The sequence below is a fragment of the Erwinia sp. LJJL01 genome (assembly GCF_047300805.2).
Taxonomy (GTDB): Bacteria; Pseudomonadota; Gammaproteobacteria; order Enterobacterales; family Enterobacteriaceae; genus Erwinia; species Erwinia aphidicola.
This window is the reverse complement of record NZ_CP178576.1, coordinates 4,173,654-4,196,477: the sequence shown is the minus strand read 5'-3', so window position 1 is coordinate 4,196,477 and position 22,824 is coordinate 4,173,654. Positions and strand designations below refer to the sequence as shown.

Genomic DNA, 22,824 nt, shown 5'->3' with positions numbered 1-22,824 from the left:
TCAGTGGAAATCATTGGCACGGGGCGACCGGAAAAAAAGGTCGCCCCCTACAGGTTCAATCGAGATAAAACACGGATTTTAACTCTGCACTCACGGGGCTGTGGTCGGCATTGGACGGCATCAGTTCACTCATCGACTGCCACCAGCGCTGGCACACCTCGGTTTGTGCCACCGCGTTCCAGCGCTCCTCCGACTCTATCTCCACCGTGGCAAACAGCAGGTTGCGCGGTGCATCCAGAAAAATACTGTAGTGATGCGCCCCGTGCGCCTTCAGCGTCTGCGCCAGCTCTGGCCAGATGGGATTATGCCGCTGCTGATACTCCCGGTGCTTATCCGGGTGTACCTGCATGACAAAGGCTTTACGCAACATGGTTATGCTTCGCTTCCAGCGCTGCGCGCCAGGGTTTCACACCAAAGCGTTCGCCCAGTGCCACCAGTTCTTCAGTGGTAATACTCTGCTTCATCCCGCCCATCGACAGCACTTTAACCACCACTTCGGATGACTTCTCGGCGGTATCGATCAGGCCAAAGGTCTCATCAAGGGTTGGCCCCGCGCCGAAAATGCCGTGGAAAGGCCACATCACCAGCGTATGTGACTCCATCTTGTTGGCGGTAGCCGTGCCGATACCGTCGGTGCCCGGCACCATCCACGGCACGATGCCGACGCCGTCCGGGAACACCACCAGACATTCGGTACTGCCTTCCCACAGCAGACGGGTAAAGCTGGCGGAGTCGAGATCGACGACGTAGCTCAGCGCCATAAAGTGAGTCGCGTGACAGTGCATTATCACGCGGTCGGCGCCGTGAGTGACGGTTTTGCGCACGCTGTGCGACTGGAAGTGGGAAGCCAGCTCAGAGGTCGGCACGCCACCGTTGCTCAGGCCCCAGTGAATGGTAAAGGCCCGACCGTCGGCGCTGACGCGCAGCAGCACCAGGCAGTCGGCCGGGTCAAGCTGCACATTGCGGAAAAACTTGCCGGAGCCGGTGACGAGGAACCAGTCATTCGCCAGCTGAGGCGCGGGCTGGCTCAGTTCCAGGGTGCGTGGCTCGCGGTAGAAATCAGCGGCAAAGGGCTGCACTTCTTCATCCAGCAGGCGCAGCGACACGTTGCCGCCGTTGCGTTCATCCCAGCCCTTCAGCCACATATCGGTGGTGGCTTTCACCATGCCCTGGACAAACCAGGAGTTGAGAATCTGTTGCATCTGATTACCCTTAACGTTGGCTGAGAATCTGTTGTTCGTAATGGCGCACATCGCCTAACCAGCTGGCCCCGGCGGGCACATCGTGACGCAGGCACCACGCTTCCCATACCGCCTGCCACGGCAGGGATTTCTGCTCCTCCAGCAGCGCCAGGCGTGCCGTGTAGTCCCCGCTGTTTTCCAGCTTTTTCAGCGTTTCTACCGGCTCCAGCAGCGCGCGCAGCAGCGCTTTTTTCGCATTACGCGTGCCGATGACCCAGGCGGCAATACGGTTGATGGAAGCATCAAAGAAGTCGAGACCGATATGCACCTTATCGAACAGCTGCTGACGCACGATTTCGCTGGCGATTGCCTGAGTTTCATCATCCAGCAGTACCACATGGTCGCTGTCCCAGCGCACCGGGCGGCTGACGTGCAGCAGCAGGCGCGGCACGTACAGCATGGCGGTAGAAATTTTGTCAGAGATCACTTCGGTCGGATGGAAGTGCCCGGCGTCGAGCGTCAGCGCGGTCTGACGGCTGGCGGCATAGCCGAGGCAGAATTCGTTGGAACCGACGGTGTAGCTCTCCGCCCCGATGCCGAACAGCTTGCTTTCCACGGCGTCAATATGGTGCGCCGGGTCGAGCTTCTCGCTGATGATGGCATCCAGCGAATTCATCAGGCGCTGGCGCGGTGCCAGGCGGTCCACGGTGAGATCTTTCATGCCGTCCGGCACCCAGATGTTCATCACCGACGGCGTGCCCAGCTGCGCACCGAAATAGGCCGAGACTTTGCGGCTGGCCTGGCAGTGTTCGATCCAGAACTGGCGGATCTCTGCGTTACCGTGTGCCAGGGTAAACCCCTCGGCGCTCAGCTCGTGCGAGAAGCAGCTCGGGTTAAAATCCAGCCCTAAACCGCGCTGCTTCGCCCAGTCGACCCAGCCGGCAAAGTGCTGCGGCTTAATTTCATTGCGTGCCACCGGCTGCTCGCTTTCCAGATAAATAGCATGCAGGTTGAGGCGTTTCGGGCCAGGGATCAGCGCCATCGCCCGGTCGAGGTCCGAACGCAGCTCTTCGACATTGCGCGCCCGCCCCGGATAGTTACCGGTTGCCTGGATACCGCCGGTCAACGCGCCCTGCGGGTTTTCGAAGCCGCGCACGTCATCCCCCTGCCAGCAGTGCATGGAAACCGGCAGCCGATCAAGCTGCTTCAGTGCGGCTTCCACATCGACGCCGATATCGGCAAAACGCTGTTTTGCCAGGGCATAGGCCTGTTCGATAGCCTGAGTCATATACAAAGCTCCTTCGCTGTTTGGGTCAGTAACTGAAAGCGCGCCAGACTGCGGCGAAACGCGTCACTGCCGTGAGAGTCAAAACGGATAAGTGGGAAGTGCTGGGCGATCTGCTGGCGGAAGTGGGTCACATCTTTTACCGCGCCAGCGGCGATCAGCTGGCAGCCGATATTGCCGAGCGTGGAGGCTTCCACCGGTCCGGCATACACCGGAATACCGCAGGCATCGGCGCACAGCTGGTTTAAAAACTGGTTCTGGCAGCCGCCGCCCACAATATGCAGCTGGCTGAAGGGCTTACCGCGCAGCTGCTCCAGCTCCTGCAGCACCTGGCGGTAGTAGAGCGCCAGGCTGTCAAAGATGCAGCGCGCCAGCTCGGCCGGGCTGCCGGGCACCGGGGCATTCTGTTCAGCGCAGGCGTCCTGAATTTCGCGCACCATGCTGGCGGGATTAATAAAGCGCTCATCGTTGGGATTGATCAGCCACGCCGCCGCCTTCTGCTGCTGTGCGTCGGCAATCAGCTGACAGAGATCCTGAATCGCCAGCTCATCGCACACGCGCTGCAGCAGCCATAAGCCCATGATGTTTTTCAGCACGCGAAAACGCCCTTCGGCCCCACCTTCATTGGTGATGTTGGCCTGCTGCGCCGCACTGCTGGTAAACGGCTGGCGGCTCTCAAAGCCCATCAGCGACCAGGTGCCGGAACTGAGGTAGGCGGCGTTATCGCCGTGAAGTGGCGTGGCCAGCACCGCGCTGGCGGTATCGTGGGTGGCGACGGCCACCACCGCAATCGACTGACCCGATGGCGCCGTCCAACTCCCTACGCGCTTACCCGGCTGCGACGGTGCGCCAAACCAGGCGGGATCGGCACCGCTCCAGCGCAGCAGTTCGCTATCCCACTCACCGCTGGCAATATTGAGCAGCTGGGTGGTGGTGGCGTTGGTGTACTCCCAGTTCAGCCCCCCGGTCAGCCGATAGTGCAGATAGTCCGGGATCAGCAGCGCATGGGCCACCTGGTCCAGTTCGGGCTGATTGTCGCGGCACAGAGCGCGCAGCTGGTAGAGGGTGTTAAAGGGTAAAAACTGGATGCCGGTACGCTGATAAATCCCCTCGCGCCCCAGCTCACGGCAGGCGGCAGCCATCACGCCGTCGGTGCGATGGTCACGATAGGCCACCGGCAACCCGACGCGCTCGCCCTGCGCATTCAGCAGCACGTAGTCCACGCCCCAGGTGTCGATACCGATGCTCTGCGGCACGATGCCGCGCCGATCGATCTTCTCTAAGGCGGCAATAATAAAGGCTTCCAGCGCGTCGAGATCCCAGCACTGACGATGGTTAATCGTCACCAGTTGATTCACGCAGCGGCTGACTTCTTCCAGCGTTATCGCCCCGGTGTGCGGATGATGGCTGGCCAGCATCACGCGGCCGCTGGAGGCACCGAGATCGACGGCGACATAATGACGTTGGCTCATGAAATAGCTTCCTGATGATTCAATGTCACCAGTGTAAAAGAGCCTGATTCCGCTACCTTCTCGCCACTGCCAGCGAAATTAGCGCGCTGGCAGCAAGGCAAAGATGAACGTGAAGCAGCTCACAGTTCGGCAGCTTGCGGGTTTATTCACGCGATGTGACCCTGCCCGCAAATCTCACCGTTAGTCGCACATTTCTTAAAAAAATCACCGGGGTAGTGATATTCCGCTGTCGAAAATTCAAGGTGGCACAGCGCGGCGCTGGGTAGACTCTGTTACCAATATGTAAATGAAGAGTGGGGTTATCATGACCGTGTTACACAGCGTTGATTTCTTCTCGAGCGGGCATTTCCCGGTAGCAATCGAACCGCGTGCGCCGCAGGGCGCCTTCCCCGAGCATTATCATGACGATTTTCATGAGATCGTGATTGTTGAACAGGGTTCCGGTATCCACGTATTTAACGGCCAGTCGCAGCCGCTGTGCAGTGGCTGTGTCTGCTTCGTACGCGATCACGACCGCCATATGTATGAGCAGACCGATAATCTCTGCCTGACCAACGTGCTGTACCGCGGGCCGGAGTCATTCCGTTTTCTCTCCGGCTTACAGCATCTGCTGCCGCAGGAGCAGGATGGCCACTATCCGTCGCACTGGCGCATCGGTAATAAAGTGCTGGCGCAGGCGCGGCAGCTTATCGGCCAGCTGGAGCAGCGCCCCGCCAACGATTCTCTGGCAAGCCAGGCGGAGCAGGAGATGCACTTTATGCAGCTGCTGGTGCTGCTGCGCCAGGGGTGCAGCGCGGCGCAGAGTGACGATCAGGACAGCCGTCTGCGCGCCCTGCTCGACTGGCTGGCCGACCACTATAGTGAAGATGTTGACTGGGAAGGTTTAGCCGACCGCTTCTCCTTATCGCTGCGCACTCTGCACCGCCAGCTGAAACAGCAAACCGGCAGCACGCCGCAGCGCTATCTCAACCGCCTGCGCCTGCTGGAGGCGCGTCATCTGCTGCGCCACAGCGAAATGCGCGTGACGGATATCGCTTTTCAGTGCGGATTTGGTGACAGCAATCACTTTTCTACCCTGTTCAAGCGGGAATTTGGCTGCTCGCCGCGTACACTGCGACAAAATAACTGATGAGGTGAACCATGACCGCTCCCCTGCGCCTGGCAAAAGCTGACTATTTCCCGTCTGAACAGATGCCCGTGGCGGTGGCCGAGCGCAGCTCGCAACCCTCCTTCCCGCCGCACGTGCACGAGTTCAATGAGATCGTGCTGGTGTGGCGCGGCAACGGCCTGCACGTGATGAATGACCGGCCGTGGCTGGTGACCTGCGGTGACCTCTTTTACGTCAGCGCCGACGACTGTCACAGCTATGAGTCGGTACACGATCTGGCGCTCGACAACATTATCTACTGCCCGGAACGTTTTCAGCTGGCGCTGGACTGGCAACAGCTGCTGCCCTCGCAGGATGCGGGATCGTGGCGCTTAACCACGCGCGGCATGGCGCTGGCGCGCGGGGTGATCCAGCAGCTGGAGCAGGAGAGCCGCAAAAGCGACCTGCTGTCACGCCAGCTAACCGAAGCGCTGTTCCTGCAGCTGGCGCTGATCCTGCAACGCCACCGCTACGCCTCGGATCGCGCTTATCAGCAGCCTGAAGGGGAGCAGCTCGACCTGCTGATGGCCGCTATTCAGGGGCAGATTGCCACCTCCTTCGATCTGGCGCTGTTCTGCCATCAACACCAGCTGTCTGAACGGGCGCTGAAGCAGCTGTTTCGCCAGCAGACCGGCATGACCATTAGCCACTACGTGCGCCAGCTCCAGCTGTGCCGTGCCAAGTATCTGCTGCGTACCAGCGAGTGCCTGATTAGTGAAGTGGCCGCCCGCTGCGGTTTTGATGACAGCAACTATTTTTCCGTGGTGTTTACCCGCGATACCGGCCTGACGCCCAGCGCGTGGCGCCAGCGCTTTATTCCCCGCGGCCCGATTGCTGCCCCGACGGTAAAAGTATAAAGGGCTGACCACGGGTCAGCCCTTTTACCCTGCGCAGAAGTGCTAGGACACCATCCCCATCCCCACGATATTTGCCGCGAGGATAATCACAAAGCAACCGACGCTGAGTACGCGCACCGGCGTGCGCCCTACGTTATTCCACTCTTTCAATATCAGACCGACCAGGCCGCCGCACAGCACGTAGAAGCTCATGTGCAGCATCCAGCTGATAAAGTCGTACTGTGCCGGAATGCGCGCGTGGCCCCAGGCGTAGAAGAAGAACTGCAGATACCACATGGTGCCGCCCAGCAGCGAGAGGCCAATATTGGCAATCAGCATCGGCTTGACCACCGAGAAGTCCGCTTTCACCGACAGGTTCGACTTTGTCGCCAGGCGGAAGAAGCAGAAGCCAAGGTTAACCAGCGCCCCGCCCCCCATGATCACCACATAGCTGGGCAGCGCCACGTACAGCGGGTCGATGCCCAGCGCGGCGGCGGCTTCATGCATCGGTTTGGCGGCGTCCATCGCAAACGACATGCCGGCGGAGAAGATGCCGCACATCACCGCCAGCACCAGCCCTTTCTTCAGGTTGAACTCTTCGGCGGTAATGCCCATGGCGCGCTCTTTTAACAGACCCGCACGTGAAACAATAGCCACGCCAATCAGGGCCACCAGCACGCCCAGCAGCGTCATCCGGCCACCGGCGGAGCTGAACAGCTCAACAAAACGCCCCTGGATCAGCGGCGTCATCAGCGTACCGACCACCAGCGTGATGCCGATCGCGATGCCGATACCCATCGACATCCCGAGGTAGCGCATGGTCAGGCCATAGTTAATGTTGCCCACGCCCCACATCGCGCCGAACAGGAACACCGGCAGCAGCTGGGAGAGCGAAAATGAACTGTAGTAAGCCCAGAAATGCGGCAGCAGCACCGCGCTCACCGCCCACGGCAGCACGATCCACGACATCATGCCGCCGACCGACCACATGGTTTCCCATGACCAGTGACGCACTTTTTTAAACGGAGCATAGAAGCAGGCGGCGCTGGCGGCACCGACCAGATGCCAGAGAATGCCTGAGAGGATGGCTTCACTCATTGTTATTTACCTTGGTTGTTGTTTGCCCTGTGTGGTTTGAGTCTACGGACAAGCCATCCGGTTCAACCTTACGCTGGCTGCCGGGCCTGGCAGCAATCTGGCAAAATTCAGCGCCTTTGCCTTTGCAGGATCACAAATCATACATCTCGACGATCCCACAGGGTGAAAAGCCTGGTCTTTACTAAGCCACTCATATTCTTCACTAAATCGCGAAAATGCCAGCGCCAGCAGCGGCTTCTTGCGATTTTTGCCAGCCTGCTCTCATGGGTGGCAATCAGATCAAGGTGATTCAACGCGCGCTGATGCACCGTCAAGGGCCTGTAACAGCAAACCCGCTGTTGGTTAACAATCCCCTATCAAATGTGTCACGGAGAAGCGTCCATGAAGCCTGAACAGCAACAAATGTATATCAACGGCGAGTTTGTCGAGAATCGCGCTGACCGCTGGATCGAGGTGATCAATCCGGCAACTGAGGCGCTGCTGTCGCGTATTCCTGAAGGCAGCGTGGAAGACGCGCAGCGCGCGATTGATGCGGCAGAGGCCGCGCAGCCGGGCTGGGAAGCCTTACCCGCGGTGGAGCGTGGGGCCTGGCTGCATAAGATTGCCGCCGGCGTGCGCAGCCGGGCGGCAGAGTTAACCGCGACGATAGTGGCCGAAGGCGGCAAAACTCAGGAGCTGGCAGAAACCGAGGTGCTGTTCACCGCAGACTACCTCGACTATATGGCCGAGTGGGCGCGCCGCTACGAGGGCGAAATTGTGCAGAGCGACCGCCCGCAGGAGAACATTCTGGTGTTCAAGAAAGCCATTGGCGTGACCACCGGCATCCTGCCGTGGAACTTCCCGTTCTTTCTGATTGCGCGTAAAGCCGCCCCGGCACTGCTGACCGGCAACACCATTGTGGTGAAACCGAGCGAGCTGACGCCAAACAATGCGATTATCTTTGCCCAAATCGTGCATGAGATCGGCCTGCCTGCGGGCGTGTTTAATCTGGTCACCGGCTATGGCCCGGTGATTGGCCAGGAGCTGGCCGCCAACCCGAAAGTGGGCATGGTAAGCCTGACCGGCAGCGTCGGCGCCGGGATTGCCACGATGCAGGCAGCGGCGAAAAACGTCACCAAAGTGTCACTGGAGCTGGGCGGCAAAGCCCCGGCTATCGTAATGAATGATGCCGACCTCGATCTGGCGGTAAAAGCGATTGTCGCCTCGCGCATGATCAACAGCGGGCAGGTGTGTAACTGCGCGGAGCGCCTCTACGTGCAGGAAGGGGTTTACGACCAGGTGGTGGAGCGCCTGAGCGCCGCATTTAACCAGGTTACCTTCGGCGACCCGGCGACGCAGAAAGGGCTGGATATGGGGCCGCTGATCACCGCTGCGGCGCTGCAGCGCGTTGAGCAGAAGGTGGCGGATGCGGTTGCCGCCGGGGCGAAAGTGGTTACCGGCGGCAACCGCGCGGGCAGCACCGGCTTCTTCTTCGAACCGACTCTGCTGACTAACGTTGAGCAGAAAATGAATATCATGCAGGAGGAGACCTTTGGCCCGGTGCTGCCGGTGATGAAGTTCAGTACGCTGGATGAGGCGATCGCGCTGGCCAACGACAGCGAATATGGCCTGACCTCGTCGATCTTCACGCAGAATATCAACACCGCGATGCTGGCGCTGAAGAAGCTGAAGTTCGGCGAAACCTATATTAACCGCGAGAACTTTGAAGCGATGCAGGGCTTCCATGCGGGCTGGCGTAAATCCGGCATCGGCGGCGCGGACGGTCGTCACGGGCTGGAAGAGTATCTGCAAACGCACGTTGCCTATCTGCAATATCAGTAGGCGGATATAGATAAATGGCTGACCGGAACAGAGGGTCAGCCACTACGAGGGCCGAACTGAACTCATGGCTGACCGGAACAGAAGGTCAGCCACAGCGCTGAGGCGTTATCCATTCTGTGCATATCGTTATCAGATCAACTCGTTAAGCCCCCTTCTGCCATTTTGTTATGTTTTTCCCAGCGGATTAATTACCAGGGGATATAACATGAAAAAAACGCTATTCAGCGCACTGCTGGGCGCAATGACCATCGGCAGCACCTTTGCTGGCAATGCCGCCGAAAACACACCGAAAACCGTCAATATCGGCTATCAGAAAGCCAATATTTTTGCGCTGCTGAAGTATCGCGGCACGCTGGATGAGCAGTTCAAAAAGCAGGGTATCGCCGTGCGCTGGGTCGAGTTTCCCGCCGGGCCACAAATGCTGGAAGGGCTGAACGTCGGCAGTATCGACCTGGCGGCAACGGGCGATGCGCCACCGACTTTCGCCCAGGCGGCGCAGGCCGATCTGGTCTACCTGGCCCACTCTCCGGCTAACCCAAAAACCGAAGCCATTGTGGTGCCTGAAAATTCCACCATCAAAACCGTCGCCGATCTGAAAGGCAAGCGCGTCGCGCTGAACAAAGGCTCTGACGTGAACTATCTGCTGGTCAGCGCGCTGGAGAATGCCGGGCTGAGCTACAAAGACATTACGCCGGTTTACCTGCCGCCCGCCGATGCGCGAGCCGCCTTCCAGCGCGGTGCGGTCGATGCATGGGTGATATGGGACCCGTACTACGCGGAAGTGGAAACCAACGCCAAAGCGCGGCTGGTGAAAAATGCCGAAGGGCTGGTGCCGCACTACACCTTCTATCTCGCCAGCCGCAAGTTTGCTGATACCTACCCGCAGACGGCGAAGCAGGTCGTGGATGAGCTGGGAACGTTGAGCGACTGGGCGAATAAACATCCTGAGGATGCGGCGAAAATTCTCGCTACTTCGACCGGCCTGCCGCAGCCTATCTGGCAGCGGGCGCTGGCGAGAATGCCTTATGGCGCCGAGCGAATGACCCCGGCGGTGTTTAAAGAGCAGCAGGCACTGGCGGATAAATTCAGCCAAATCGGCCTGCTGCCGGTCAAAGTGAACGTCAGCTCCGCGACCTGGTCGCTGGATAAATAGTGTAAATCTGGGCCGTTCAAAACGGTAGGGGTCGATCATCTTCTTCGATCGACCCTTAATCCATACCTTGTTATTCCCCGTTACCAATCTGCCAGATAAACGTCGGCTCTTTGCCGTTGACTTCCCAGTCCCCGACATTGCGGATCTTATAAATCACCGGATTATGTGAGGCTACCGTGCGGGCATTGCGCCAGTGGCGATCCAGCGCCTTGCTGACGCGGGTATCCGATGCGCCGAGCGCATTAAACAACTCGCTGGCAGCACGCGGCACCAGCTCGCTCGCCACCACCTGCGCCTGCGCCGATTCCAGCTCGGCCAGGACGTTCGCCTGCTGAATGCGCGCTTCATCCCCGCTGTTGTGCAGCTCATAAGCCAGCTGCAGCGAGTGGGCGGCGCGCTGTACCGTGGCTTCCACCGCCCACGCCCAGCTGGATATCTGCCCCACCACCTGCAACACCTGCGCATCATTTTTGACCCGTCCGGCATTGCCGTGGCTGTAGGTGCGCGTGCGGTTTGCCACTCCCGCCGCGGCATCACGCTTCACCGCCCTGCCGATACCGGCCAGCGTTGCCAGTAACACGTGCTGGTAGAACGCGGTCTGATAGCGGAAGCGCTCGCTGAAATCAAATACGTGCGCCTGCTCCACCCGCGCCTGACGGAAGCGCGTGCTGCCGCTGCCGGTCAGACGCTGCCCGAAGCCATCCCAGTCATCATCACGCTCCACTCCCGCCTGATGGGTATTCACCAGCGCAATCACATCACGGCCGTTATCGCTGCGCTGAGCGTAGACATCGATCCAGTCGGCATACAGTGATCCGGTGCTGTAGAACTTCTCCCCGTCGAGCTGCCAGCCGTTTTCCACTGGGCTGACTTTGGTGATCACCTCGCCCAGCTTAACAGTGCCGATTTCAGTCCAGCCGCTGCCCACCAGTTCGCCATCGGCAAAACGGCGGAACCAGCTCTGCCGCTGCGCGCTATCTGGCTGATTCAGGCGGTCTTCGACAAAGGCAAAATGCGCGCGCAGCGCCTGCGGCAGATTTGAGTCGGCTTCGGCCAGCTCCGTCAGCAGCTGGAACAGCTGCGGCAGCGTGGCGCCGAATCCGCCCTGCTGTTGCGGAATGCGCAGGGTGCCAAATCCGGCCTCTTTCAGCCAGCGGATCGGTTCCGTGGGCAGCGTGCGCGTGGTTTCACGCTCTACGGCGCCCTCGGCAATACGCGCGAAAATGGGGCGAAAGGCTGCCGCCAGCGCGGCATAGTCAGGGTGAATATCAGACATGGGATCCTCCGGTTTCAGATTGGTCGTCAATATCCTGCCGGGTCGGTTCAAAGCGGATAATCAGCAGGAAAATAATCGGGATAATCGCGGCCAGCGAGACGATCCAGAACATATTGGTGCCGTAGGCAGCCTGCAAAATTGGCAGGATAAACAGCGCCAGCGCGCTGCCAACCCCCGACAGCGAGCGGCCAAAACCGACGCCGGTTGCACGAATATGAGTGGGATAAGAGAGCGCCGGGTAGATCATCATCTGCGCGCCGGGACCGAAGCCTTCGGCAAACAGCCACAGACCGAGCATCAGAATGGCAAACACCACGCCAGGCGTGGCGGTTGGGTGGCCAATCAGCGCCAGCGAGATTAGCGCAATAAACTGCAGCGCGAACCCGGCAATCGCCACGTGGCGCGACGGGAATTTCCATGCCAGGCGCATCCCCAGCAGTCCACCGGTAAAGGCGAACAGCGCATTAAGCCCCAGCGAAGCGGAGATAGTTTCAAATACGCCAGCGCCGAGGAACTGCGCGAGGATCGACGGCAGGAAGAAGGCGATGGCGGTGTATTCGAAGGAGATACAGATATTCATCACCGCCGTGACAATAGTACGTTCACGATACGGCTTATGAAAAAGCACGCGGAAGCTGACTTTCGGCGGCGCTTTTTTTACCGGCTCGCGTTCGTGGGCTTCCGCCGCGTGGGCGCTGATACCGTAAGAGTCGCGCAGGATACGTGCCGCCCCTTCCAGATCGCCCTGGTTCGCCGCCCACAGCGGGGACTCATTCATAAATTTGCTGCGCACCGCAATAATCAGCAGGGCTGGCACCGCGCCAAATAGCAGCGAGGCACGCCACAGCCAGTCGGCGTGCTCTTTCGGCAGCAGGAAATACAGCGCGAAAATAATAAAGAAGCAGGCCGACGACGCCGCGTACCACATCGGGCACCACGCGGCTAAACGTGCGGCTTTATTGCCCTTGCCGGTAAATTTGGAGAACTCAGCCAGATAAGCCATCGCCACCGGCAGGTCGATCCCCACGCCGATCCCCATCAGGAAACGCGCACCGATCAGCACCCAGACGTTTGGCGCCAGTCCGGCGGCGAGCGCCGAGACCACAAAGAACAGCATATCGGCCATAAATACCGAATAGCGGCCATATTTATCGGTCAGCCAGCCGCCCAGCAGGTTGCCAACGATGGTGCCGATCATAATCGATGAGGTGACCAGCCCGGTGATTGCCGGGGTTAAGCCGAACTCTTTAACCACATCATCAATACCGTATGAGAGTGTGGTGAGATCGTAGGCATCTAAAAACACCCCGCCGAGTGCCAGAAAGACAATCCAGCGGGCGTAACTGTTTTTGCTGGTACTGGTGTTAATTAACTGCGCCACATCACTGACGGAACGCACCGGTGTTGAGGACGAGGGGGGTGAAATAACACCATCGTCAATATTTAATGTACTCATAGTATCCTCATATTATTTTATTAGCAGGTAACACTGCATTTATAAAGAGGAAGCGCTGTAATAACAAACAAGGAAAAATGATTTTATTATGCTTTAAAATCAATTGGATATATTTTGCCAACGCAAAAAGCCGGGCAATATGCCCGGCCTGTTGATGCGTGTTAATTTAATCTGCCGATACCGGCACTAATACGCCCTGCACCTGCGGATCCTGAGTCTCTTTAAGCCACTTCTGCACGCGTGGATCGGCAAATGCTTTTTTTAACTTGATAATATTCTCATCATTTAAATAGGGAGTACCAATGACTAACTGTGAGGCGAAGGTACGCGGCGCGGGTGGGAATAATATGCCTTTATCACGCCCGACTTTACCGGCATCAAACTGTGAAACATAACCGATTGCGGCATCGACAGAATTTAAGGCACGCGGCATGGTTAATAAATCCAGCTCTTTAAAATTAAAGTTATGTGGGTTTTTCACAATATCTTTAATTTTGGCGGTGCGCGGCTCAACGTTAGGATCGAGGCCAATCAGACCAATGCGCTGCAGCAGCCACAGCGCCTGCCCCTGGTTCGCCCCGTCGTTTGGCACCACGATTTCTGCGCCGTTGGGCAGATCGGCAATCGCCTTATAGCGGTCCGAGTAGATACCAAACGCCCACTGGAACAGCGGCAGCGTGGAGCTGAGTTCGAATTTATTGGCATCCACCACCTGCTTTAGCCACCACTGGTGTTGATACACCGTGGCCGCATATTGCCCCTCCGCCACGGCGCGGTCGGCCTGCACCGGATCCTGCAACCCCACCGCTTCCAGCTGAATACCGTAGTCCGGGGCAATATGCTGCGCCACGTACTCGATCAGCTTCTGTTCACCCGCCATGGCCGGCTCGAAGTGCACCTTCAGCGTGGTGCCAAAGGTCACGCTATGTTGCTGCTGGCGGCTGAAGTGCCAGCCGAGTAGCGCAATCAGCGCAATCAGCACCACGGCCACCAGCCACGGCCAGGTTTTCTTCTTTTTCAGTTCAAAAGTTTGCTGCGTCATGATGTGTGCGTTCCCTGAGAGTGTTGAAGTCTGGCAACCACGCGGTCGCCAATCAGTTGAATCAGTTGAATAGTGGCGATCAGCACGACAATGGTGGCGATCATGATGTGATTATCAAAACGCTGATAGCCATACACCACCGCCAGATAACCAATGCCGCCCGCGCCGATGGTGCCGGCGATAGCCGAATATTCGATCATTGAAATCAGGTTCAGCGTGATGGCGGCTACAATCGCCGGCAGTGCCTCACTGAGCTGCGCGCCGCAGATGATTTGCCAGCGCGAACCGCCGGACACCAGCCCGACCGCCGTCACTTCCGCCGGCAGCTCGCGCAGCGCGTTCTCCACCAGCCGGGCAAAAAATGGCGTTCCGGCGACGATCATCGGGATCACCGCCGCCGGAATACCAATGGTGGTGCCGGTCAGCCAGAAGGTGAAGGGGATAATCGCCGCCATCAGCACCAGAAACGGCAGCGAGCGCCCAATGTTCACCAGCCAGCTCAGGCTGCGATGGGCCGCCGGGTGGGAAAACAGCCCGCGCGCTGAGGTATTAAACAGCACCACGCCGAGCAGCCCGCCGAGCGACACCACAAACAGCATCACAATACCGACCATCAGCCAGGTTTCACCGTAAGCAGGCAGCATCAGCCGGTGTATCTGGCTCCATGGCGTGTCCTGGCTTATCACATCCTGCGCTTTCATCCGGCCTCCTGCAGGCGCGGACGCGCCTCAATCAGCTGGGCAATAATTCCCAGCTCGGCCATTTGCGCGATCAGCGCCCTGGCTTCCAGCGGGCGCTGATTGAAACGCACGCCAATCTGCATACGCCCGGCCAGCTGCCCGCCAACCTCTTCCACATGCGCGGCCAGCAGATCAATCTGGCAGTGACACTGCTGGCCGATCCGCCCGATCCAGTCAGTGGCCAGCGGCGTGGCGTAGGTCAGCTGCAGCAGCAGGTCGGCTGACGCTGAAAGTGGGCGCAGTGGAAACAGCTGCTCTCCCAGCGCCGAGCCTGGCGTGCTGAGCAAGTCGCGCAGCGTGCCCTGCTGTACCAGCTGACCGTCGCGGATCTCTGCCACCGCATCCGCCGTGCTGCGCACCACGTCCATCTCATGGGTGATCAGGACAATCGCCAGGCCAAACTGCTGCCGTAGCTGTTGCAACAGCAGCAGGATGGAGGCCGTCGCCTGCGGGTCCAGCCCGGAGGTGGCTTCGTCCGCCAGCAGCACCGAGGGCTTCAGCGCCAGCGCCCGGGCAATCCCGACGCGCTGGCGCTGACCGCCGGAGAGCTGCGCCGGGTAATAGCCCGCTTTGTCGCTCAGGCCAACGCTGTCGAGCAGCTGGTCAACGTGCTGCTTAACCTGCCCCGGCACCACGCCCAGCCACTGCAGCGGTAGCGCGATATTTTCCCAGGCGGTTTTACGCGCCAGCAGCGCCGAAGACTGAAAGACCGTGCCGATTGCGCGTCGCTCACGGCGCAGTGCCTCTCCCGACAGGCGCGACAGATCTTCCCCGTTAACGCGGATGCTGCCGGAGCTGGGGCGTTCCAGCAGGCTGATGCATTTCGCCAGCGTCGATTTCCCGGCACCGCTTGGCCCCACTACGGCGGTAATCGACTCTGCGGGCACGGTGAGAGAGAGGCCTTTCAGCACCTCCACCGTCTTTCCGCCCGCCGTCGGGTAGTGTTTACGCAGGCTGTCAATTTCAATCATGGCGTGACCTCATCGGCATGGGGCACCCCAGCGGTGGCCGCGCGGCGGTATCCGGCCCCCGGATGCGGATACTGCAGGCGCGGCCCCTGCTTAAACAGCTTCTCGCGCAGCGTACCCGCCTGATAATCCTGTTTGTAGACCCCGCGCTTTTGCAGCTCCGGGACCAGGTGCTCCACCACGTCGCTAAAGGTTTCATGCGTTACCGCGTAGGCGAGGTTGAAGCCGTCAACATCCGTCTCTTCGACCCAGCTTTGCAGCTCGTCTGCAACGGTCTGCGCACTGCCGACCAGCAGCGGTCCAAAGCCGCCAATCCCCACCCAGTCCGCCAGCCCCTGCACCGTCCACTGACGATTTGGATCGGCGGTGGAGAAAGTTTCCACCGCTGACTGGATAGCGTTGGTGTGCAGATGTTTCAGCACCTGGTCCGGCTGATACTGGCCGAAGTCGATGCCGGTCCAGCCGGAGATCAGCGCCAGCGCGCCTTCGTAGCTGACGTAGCTTTTGTACTCCTGCCATTTCGCCTGCGCCGCTTTATCGGTTTCGTCAACGATTACCGTTTGCAGGTTGAAGATCAGAATGCTGCGCGGATCGCGCCCGGCCTCTGCGGCGCGGCGGCGGATATCGGCGACCGTCTTCTTCAGCAGCACTTTCGACGGCGCGGCCACAAATACGCACTCGGCGTGCTCGGCGGCGAACTGCTTGCCGCGGCTGGATGCTCCAGCCTGATACAGCACCGGCGTGCGCTGCGGCGACGGTTCACACAGGTGAATGCCCGGCACCTGGAAGAAGGTGCCCTGGTGATTGATCGGATGGATTTTCGTTGGGTCGCTGAAGATGCGGCGCTGGCGATCGCGCAGGATGGCTCCCTCCTCCCAGCTGCCTTCCAGCAGTTTGTACACCACCTGCAAATATTCATCGGCGTAGTCGTAGCGTGCATCGTGATCGGTCTGCGCCTGGTGGCCGATATTGCGCGCACCGCTCTCCAGATAGGAGGTGACAATATTCCAGCCGATGCGCCCTTTGGTCAGATGATCCAGGGTGGAGATGCGGCGGGCAAACGGGTAAGGATGCTCAAACGACAGCGATGCGGTAAGGCCAAAGCCGAGATGCTCGGTCACCAGCGCCATCGGGGTGATCAGCGCCAGCGGATCGTTAACCGGCACCTGGGTAGCGTTGCGGATGGCGGCGGCATTATCGCCGTTCAGCACGTCGTAGACGCCAAGGACATCGGCAATAAACAGGCCGTCGAACTTGCCGCGCTCCAGCAGACGTGCCAGCTCGGTCCAGTAGCTCAGATCCTTATACTGCCAGGAGCGGTCGCGCGGATGCGCCCACAGGCCCGGAGACTGGTGGCCCACGCAGTTCATATCAAAGGCGTTAAGACGAATTTCACGTTGTGAAGACATAGCACACTCCGAATTTTACACGGCCGGATCCAGCCCGCCCGCTGCAGGTGATAGTTTTTAAGGGTGAATCAACGGTGAGTTACGGCGTCAGGCGGGACATCGCTCCGCATCGAGGCCGAGCAGCTGGCGCGCCACGCTTTCGGCATGCTCCGCCACCTGCGGCAGCCCCATAAGTTCGCCAAAGCGGCCACGGGCAGCCGGCCCGGCGACATACAGATGCGGGTTGGCTTGCCCGCTGCGGTTAAGGGTCTGCGACAGGGCATTCACCGCAATACCCAGCGCCAGCGGATCGGGCTGGATGATGCCAGCGATAGTTAACTGATGCAGCAGCGCGTCGCTGCTCAACAGGCTGCCGTGCGCCGGGCCGGTGGTAATAATTACGCGGTCAACGGTAAGTTGCCGCGCCGGCGCTCTGCGCGGCTGGAGCGTCAACTCAATCTGCTGCCCGGCGGCCCGCACCGCGCCCAGCCTGGCGGCACTCACCGTCAGCTGCCCGCTAGTCAGCCACTGCTCCAGCACCTGGCTGACCTGAGGAGCGATGCGGTAGCGGTGCACATCCCACCACGGGCGCAGATGGCGCAGGAAGCGGCGCTGTTCGTCAAGAGACAGCTGCTGCCAGATGCGCTGGCCGTTCAGGCGAATATCGTCGAGCACCAGCTGCCACGGCAGCCCGCTGGCCGCAATCTCGCGGCGAATACGCCGCAGCCACGCCAGCACCGTGCTGGCCTGCGGCTGCTGGTAATCCAGCGGCGTGGGTTGATAAGCACCGCTGAGATTTGGGCGTGGCAGCAGGCCACGGCGTGAAAAGGCGCTGACCGGGCCGCGATGCCCGTGACGGTGTAACGTTGCCACGACATCCGACATGCTCAGCCCGCTGCCGATAATCGCGATGCGCTCATCCGCCGCAATAGCGCTCAGCGCCCCCTCACGCCACGGGTTAGCAATCAGGCCGGGGTGCCCCTCCAGCGCTGCGGCAATCTGGCGCGGCAGCGCGGGCGGTGGATGGCTGATCGCCAGCACCACGTCATCGGCGGCCACGCGCTGCCCCGCGTCCGTCACAATGCTTCCCGCTTCCAGCGCCACCGCCCGGCCGCAAATATGGCGTAATGTCACCGCCGAGCTCTGCTGTGCCTGGGTGAACTGCTCAGCAACCCAGGCGGCAAACTGCCCGCGCTGCGGGTAAACTTTACCGTCGTGCCACTGCGCATCGGCATCCTGCGCAAACGCTTGCGAGGCGCGGAACCAGCGGTCAAAATCGCCCTGTTGCGCCGCCGAGAGCTGCATGCGGTCGGCCGGAACGTTGATGCGGTGTGCAGGGTCGCGCGTGCCGTAAGCCACTCCGCAGGCCAGCTGCGGCCGTGGCTCAATCACCGTTACCGTCAGCCCGGCGTCACCGAGCCCGGCCAGATGGATGGCCGTGGCGGTGCCGGTAAACCCGCCGCCGACGATAACGATATGACGCTCAGCCATGACTCAACTCCAGCTGTTGTTGCCGCTCCAGCTCGCGCACCCGCGGGATCACTTCACGGCCAAAGAATTCGACCTCTTCCTGGAAATGCAGGAAGCCCAGCAGCATCAGGCTCACTCCGGCCTGTTTTAGCGCCATAATACGTTCGGCAATCTGCTGCGGAGTACCGATCAGGTTAGTTTTAAAACCATCATTGTACTGCACCAGATCCTCGAGCGTGGATTTTGCCCAGTTACCTTCCCCTTCCGGCGAGGCGCTGCCGGCATTTTTAACCTCATGCTGGAAGCCTTTTACCGCATCAGGGTTGGCGTGGTCGAGGATCTGCTGTAGCACCTGTTGCGCTTCCTGCTCGCTGTCACGCGCGATAACAAAACCGTTAACGCCAATTTTTACCTGATGCTGATTGGCTGCTGCTTTGTGACGGATATCTTCAACCTGCTGGCGAATACCTTCCACGGTATTGCCATTGGTGAAGTACCAGTCGGAGACGCGTGCGGCCATATCACGCGCTGCACGCGAGCTGCCGCCCTGGAAAATCTCCGGCTGTGGGTCCAGTGGCTTTGGCTTCAGCGAGTAGTCGCGGTAGCGGTAGAAATCGCCGGCAAAGTTAAAGGTCGGTTCGCGCCAGATGCCCTTCAGGCAGCGAATAAACTCTTCGGATCGCAGATAGCGCTCTTCATGATCGAGCCACGGCTCGCCAATCGCTTTGAACTCGCCGCGAAACCATCCACTGACGATATTCACCGCGATGCGCGCATTCGACAGGTGGCTGATGGTGGCGATCTGTTTCGCCGCCAGCGTTGGATTCCAGGGGCCTGGCAGCAGCGCGGCGATCACCTTCAGCTTCTCGGTGGCCCCCAACAGGCCCTGGGAAAAACTGACCGACTCATGCTGATTATCAGCGCCGTATCCGGCGGTAAAGCGGATCTGCGTCAGCGCATACTCGAAACCAGCCTGCTCGGCAATCTGCGCGAGCTTGCGGTTATAGTCAAAATCCCAGCTGGTGCGCTGTGCGATATGACTGATGACCAGGCCACCTGAAACATTCGGTACCCAGTAGGCAAATTTAATCGGCGTTGACTGACTCATGGAAAATCCCCCTTTAACTTGCGCTGGTTTGCTTTTGCGCTTTCGGGCGCAGATCGCCACCGATGGTTTCGCCAAACGGCCCGGTGTTTACCGTGCGCTGTTTTTTATCGCCATTGCTCGCCAGCGGTAGCAGCGGCATCACCAGCTCGGCAAAGCGGTGCGCCTCTTCCAGATGCGGGTAGCCGGACAGGATAAAGTTCTGGATGCCCAGCTCCTGATATTCGCGAATGCGGTCCGCCACCTGCTGCGGGCTGCCAACCAGCGCGGTGCCCGCGCCCCCGCGCACCAGCCCGACACCGGCCCACAGGTTTGGCCCGATGCGCAGCCCGTCGCGTGAACCGCTGTGCAGCGCGCTCATCCGCGCCTGGCCTGCGGAATCCATGCGCGAGAAAATCTTCTGTGCGGCGGCGATAGTGTCATCGTCAACGTGGGCGATCAGGCGGTCGGCGGCGGCCCAGGCTTCCTCTTCGGTTTCGCGCACGATGACATGCAGGCGAATACCGTAGTCGAGCGTGCGCCCGCGCGCCGCGGCGCGTTCACGCACTACCGCCAGTTTTTCCGCGACCTGAGCCACCGGCTCACCCCAGGTGAGATAGGTATCGACCTGATTGGCGGCCACGTCTATCGCCTCATCGGATGAACCGCCAAAATAGAGCGGTGGGCCGTTTTCCTGCACCGGAGGGAACAGAATTTCTGCCCCCTCAACGTGAATATGTTCACCGTGAAAATCGACCTTATCCCCCGCCAGCAGGCGTGAATAGACTTCGAGAAACTCACGGGTCACCTGATAGCGCTCGGCGTGGCTGAGGAAAATACCGTCGCCTTTGTTCTCCACCGGGTCGCCACCGGTCACCACATTGATCAGCAGTCGCCCTTCTGACAAACGGTCAAGCGTGGCGGCCATGCGCGCCGCAAGGCTTGGCGGCTGCAGTCCGGGGCGCACCGCCACCAGGTAGCGCAGGCGTTTGGTGATCGGTGCCAGCGCCGCAGCCACCAGCCAGGAGTCCTCGCAGCTTTTACCCGTCGGGATCAGCACCCCGTAATAGCCGAGGTTATCAGCGGCCAGCGCGACCTGCTGTAGATACGGCAGGTCGACGGCGCGCCCGCCCTCGGTGGTGCCAAGATAGCGCCCGTCGCCGTGGGTCGGGAGAAACCAGAATACGTTGATATTTTTCTGCGCTGAGTCGCTCATTATTCGTTTCCTATATAACTATATCTGAATTTATTCGATAGAAAGTTACGCTTTGGTTATAAACCAGTTAGCAGGAAACGTGCCAGAGTGTAATTCTGTTAAAAACCTTATTTTTCATGACGTTGAAAAGTAATGCCAGCCGCTTTTTCTGCTGCATTTGCAGCAGTCACTGACCACAGGCTGCTTCATTTGCAGCAAAGCGGCTCCCCAGCGGGTCGTTAGCTGGCGTACGCCAGGGTAATCTGCCTGCTCTGAGTATAAGGAGCACACTATGCAGCATTCCGGCCCGTTACTGATTGACCCTGCCTCCCTCGCTTTTCAGAGCGTGCTGGACCGCCTTGCGCCAACCGATGCTACCGTGCTGATTGTCGGTGAGACCGGCACCGGCAAAGAGGTGGTGGCGCGCTATCTGCATCATCACAGCCCGCGCCGGACGCAGCCCTTTGTTGCGGTGAACTGCGGTGCGCTAACCGAAAGCCTGGCGGAATCCGAGCTGTTCGGCCATGAGAAAGGCGCGTTTACCGGCGCGGGTGAACGCCATCAGGGCTGGTTTGAAGCGGCGGAGGGCGGCACGCTGCTGCTGGATGAGATCGGCGAGCTGAGCCTGCCGCTGCAGGTTAAGCTGCTGCGCGTGCTGCAGGAGCGCGAAGTGACGCGAGTCGGGTCGCGCCGCCCGGTAAAGGTCAACGTACGAGTGATCGCTGCCACCCACGTGGATCTCGCGGTGGCAATCCGTGAACGCCGCTTTCGCGAAGATCTGTTTTATCGCCTCAATGTGGCGGCGGTCACCCTGCCGCCGCTGCGCCAGCGCCGCGAAGATATCCCGCTGCTAGCCGAGCATTTTCTCACGCTGTACGCCCGCCGCCTGGGGCGCCCGCAGCTGCGTTTAACCGACGACAGCCTTGCGGCGCTGATGGAGTATGCGTGGCCGGGCAACGTGCGTGAGCTGGAAAATACCCTGCACAATGCGGTGCTGCTGAGCCGCGAGCCGCTGATCGCTCCGCAGCAGCTGCGCCTCAACCCGGTCGCGCCAGGGCCAGCTTTCGCGGCGGGTGAGCAGGCGCTGGACCAGTTTCTGCGCCAGCAGCTGCAGCAGGAGAGCGGACCAATCTACCAGCGGGTGATCGACGCTTTAGTGCGCAATGCTTTTGAGCTGAGCGGTGAAAATCAGCTCCAGGCCGCCACGCTGCTGGGCGTCAGCCGCAATACGCTGCGCACTCATCTTGGCCATCTTGGACTGATCAAGGCGCGCCGCAGTCTGGCGAGCGGCGATGCGCGCCAGACTGCCCAGCGCCCTGCGGGCGATCGCGAACTGCGCATTGGCTACCAGAAATTTGGCAACCTCGGCATTCTTAAAGCGCGGCAGAGCCTGGAGGCGAGCTTTGCCGGAACGGGCATCAGCGTGCTGTGGAGCGAGTTCCCCGCCGGACCACAGCTGCTGCACGCACTCAGCAGCCGTGAGATTGATTTCGGCACCACCGGGGAAGTGCCGCCGGTCTTTGCCCAGGCCGAGAACAATCCCCTGCTGTACGTTGCCTGGGAACCCGCCGCGCCTCAGAGCGTGGCGCTGCTGGTGGCGCAGGACAGCCCGATTCAAACGCTTGCCGACCTGCGCGGCAAACGTATCGCAGTGAATAAGGGATCTAACGTGCACTATCTGCTGGTGCAGATGCTGGATGAAGCCGGAATGACGCTGAACGACGTGCGCGTGCTCTATGCACCGCCAAAATATCCGCTGACGCCCAGCGATTATCACGCGGTCGATGCCTGGATGATGTGGGACCCGCTGCTGAGCGACGCCGAGCAGAGCGGTTGCTTAAGAGTGATTGCTGACGGGTGCGGCCGGGTGAGCAATCATCAGTTTTACCTCGCGCATCGTGACTTTGCCGCACACTCGGCGGACCTGCTGCACAGCGTGATACGGGCGCTGGAGCAGACCGGGCGCTTCATTGATGCTAACCACGCAGAGGCCACCGCCCTGCTGGCCGCCGAACTGGGGCTGGGACCTGAGGCGCTATCGCACGCTCTGCTGCGCCGCAGCCACCAGACGCAGCGCATGGACCTGAGCGTGATCCGTGCGCAGCAAACCATTGCCGACCGCTTCTATGCGCTGGGATTACTGCCGCGCGCTATCAATGTGCGTGATGCCGTGTGGCAGGATTAATGTAACCTTTACGTTTGCTGACGCTTT

Annotated in this window: 19 protein-coding genes; 5 read left to right on the top strand and 14 right to left on the bottom strand. The window is 60.1% G+C overall.

Features of this window, described 5'->3' with window-relative positions; genetic code table 11:
* Positions 1-55 precede the first annotated feature (55 nt).
* From rhaM to rhaB, 4 genes are read right to left on the bottom strand one after another with little or no spacing between them, the layout of a single operon-like run.
* Complete coding sequence (gene rhaM / locus ACLI4M_RS20635; protein ID WP_133623668.1) at positions 56-370, bottom strand: L-rhamnose mutarotase; 315 nt, start codon at positions 368-370, stop codon at positions 56-58.
* Positions 360-1,202, bottom strand: coding sequence for a rhamnulose-1-phosphate aldolase (gene rhaD, locus ACLI4M_RS20630; RefSeq protein ID WP_133623669.1), 843 nt, complete (start codon positions 1,200-1,202; stop codon positions 360-362). The genes rhaM and rhaD overlap by 11 nt, the downstream gene beginning before the upstream one ends.
* Positions 1,203-1,212: 10 nt before the next feature.
* On the bottom strand, positions 1,213-2,469 hold the full coding sequence (locus ACLI4M_RS20625; RefSeq protein WP_133623670.1) for an L-rhamnose isomerase: 1,257 nt from the start codon (positions 2,467-2,469) through the stop codon (positions 1,213-1,215).
* Entirely contained in the window at positions 2,466-3,938 is a 1,473-nt protein-coding gene (gene rhaB / locus ACLI4M_RS20620) for a rhamnulokinase (protein WP_133623671.1), read from the bottom strand. Before rhaB ends, ACLI4M_RS20625 begins: the two co-directional genes overlap by 4 nt.
* A gap of 304 nt (positions 3,939-4,242) precedes the next feature.
* Between rhaB and rhaS the strand changes: the two genes are divergently transcribed.
* Positions 4,243-5,067 carry an HTH-type transcriptional activator RhaS gene (gene rhaS / locus ACLI4M_RS20615; RefSeq protein WP_133623672.1) on the top strand — a complete coding sequence of 275 codons (825 nt, stop codon included), beginning with the start codon at positions 4,243-4,245 and terminating at the stop codon, positions 5,065-5,067.
* Positions 5,068-5,078: 11 nt separating this feature from the next.
* A complete protein-coding gene (rhaR, locus tag ACLI4M_RS20610; RefSeq protein WP_133623673.1) occupies positions 5,079-5,942 on the top strand; it encodes an HTH-type transcriptional activator RhaR in 864 nt (287 codons plus the stop codon).
* Between the two features lie 42 nt (positions 5,943-5,984).
* On the opposite strand, the gene rhaT is transcribed toward rhaR, so the two are convergent.
* Complete coding sequence (rhaT, locus tag ACLI4M_RS20605) at positions 5,985-7,019, bottom strand: L-rhamnose/proton symporter RhaT (protein ID WP_133623674.1); 1,035 nt, start codon at positions 7,017-7,019, stop codon at positions 5,985-5,987.
* A 381-nt stretch (positions 7,020-7,400) separates the two neighbouring features.
* On the opposite strand from rhaT, the gene aldA reads away from it, so the two are divergent.
* Entirely contained in the window at positions 7,401-8,840 is a 1,440-nt protein-coding gene (gene aldA, locus ACLI4M_RS20600) for an aldehyde dehydrogenase (protein ID WP_133623675.1), read from the top strand.
* 241 nt (positions 8,841-9,081) lie between these two features.
* Entirely contained in the window at positions 9,082-9,993 is a 912-nt protein-coding gene (locus ACLI4M_RS20595; RefSeq protein WP_253539544.1) for a sulfonate ABC transporter substrate-binding protein, read from the top strand.
* Positions 9,994-10,063: 70 nt separating this feature from the next.
* Here the strand turns inward: ACLI4M_RS20595 and ACLI4M_RS20590 are convergent, their stop codons facing one another.
* The 9 genes from ACLI4M_RS20590 to ssuD form a co-directional block, all read right to left on the bottom strand.
* Positions 10,064-11,269, bottom strand: a complete 1,206-nt coding sequence (locus ACLI4M_RS20590; protein WP_133623677.1) for an acyl-CoA dehydrogenase family protein — start codon at positions 11,267-11,269, stop codon at positions 10,064-10,066.
* A complete protein-coding gene (locus ACLI4M_RS20585; protein ID WP_133623678.1) occupies positions 11,262-12,725 on the bottom strand; it encodes an MFS transporter in 1,464 nt (487 codons plus the stop codon). The genes ACLI4M_RS20590 and ACLI4M_RS20585 overlap by 8 nt, the downstream gene beginning before the upstream one ends.
* A 166-nt stretch (positions 12,726-12,891) precedes the next feature.
* Complete coding sequence (locus ACLI4M_RS20580; RefSeq protein ID WP_133623679.1) at positions 12,892-13,767, bottom strand: MetQ/NlpA family ABC transporter substrate-binding protein; 876 nt, start codon at positions 13,765-13,767, stop codon at positions 12,892-12,894.
* The gene (locus tag ACLI4M_RS20575; protein ID WP_133623680.1) at positions 13,764-14,468 is read right to left on the bottom strand and encodes a methionine ABC transporter permease; all 705 of its coding nucleotides are present in this window, start codon (positions 14,466-14,468) and stop codon (positions 13,764-13,766) included. The genes ACLI4M_RS20580 and ACLI4M_RS20575 overlap by 4 nt, the downstream gene beginning before the upstream one ends.
* Positions 14,465-15,478, bottom strand: a complete 1,014-nt coding sequence (locus ACLI4M_RS20570) for a methionine ABC transporter ATP-binding protein (RefSeq protein WP_133623681.1) — start codon at positions 15,476-15,478, stop codon at positions 14,465-14,467. The genes ACLI4M_RS20575 and ACLI4M_RS20570 overlap by 4 nt, the downstream gene beginning before the upstream one ends.
* Positions 15,475-16,884 carry an LLM class flavin-dependent oxidoreductase gene (locus tag ACLI4M_RS20565; RefSeq protein WP_133623682.1) on the bottom strand — a complete coding sequence of 470 codons (1,410 nt, stop codon included), beginning with the start codon at positions 16,882-16,884 and terminating at the stop codon, positions 15,475-15,477. Before ACLI4M_RS20565 ends, ACLI4M_RS20570 begins: the two co-directional genes overlap by 4 nt.
* 87 nt (positions 16,885-16,971) lie before the next feature.
* The gene (locus tag ACLI4M_RS20560) at positions 16,972-18,354 is read right to left on the bottom strand and encodes an FAD/NAD(P)-binding protein (protein ID WP_133623683.1); all 1,383 of its coding nucleotides are present in this window, start codon (positions 18,352-18,354) and stop codon (positions 16,972-16,974) included.
* The gene (gene sfnG, locus ACLI4M_RS20555; protein ID WP_133623684.1) at positions 18,347-19,441 is read right to left on the bottom strand and encodes a dimethylsulfone monooxygenase SfnG; all 1,095 of its coding nucleotides are present in this window, start codon (positions 19,439-19,441) and stop codon (positions 18,347-18,349) included. The genes ACLI4M_RS20560 and sfnG overlap by 8 nt, the downstream gene beginning before the upstream one ends.
* A gap of 13 nt (positions 19,442-19,454) precedes the next feature.
* Positions 19,455-20,633 (bottom strand): FMNH2-dependent alkanesulfonate monooxygenase, encoded by a 1,179-nt coding sequence (ssuD, locus tag ACLI4M_RS20550; RefSeq protein WP_133623685.1) that lies wholly within the window; start codon positions 20,631-20,633, stop codon positions 19,455-19,457.
* 271 nt (positions 20,634-20,904) lie between these two features.
* Here ssuD and ACLI4M_RS20545 point away from each other — a divergent pair, with 271 nt between their 5' ends.
* Complete coding sequence (locus tag ACLI4M_RS20545) at positions 20,905-22,797, top strand: aliphatic sulfonate ABC transporter substrate-binding protein (RefSeq protein WP_133623686.1); 1,893 nt, start codon at positions 20,905-20,907, stop codon at positions 22,795-22,797.
* Positions 22,798-22,824: the final 27 nt, after the last annotated feature.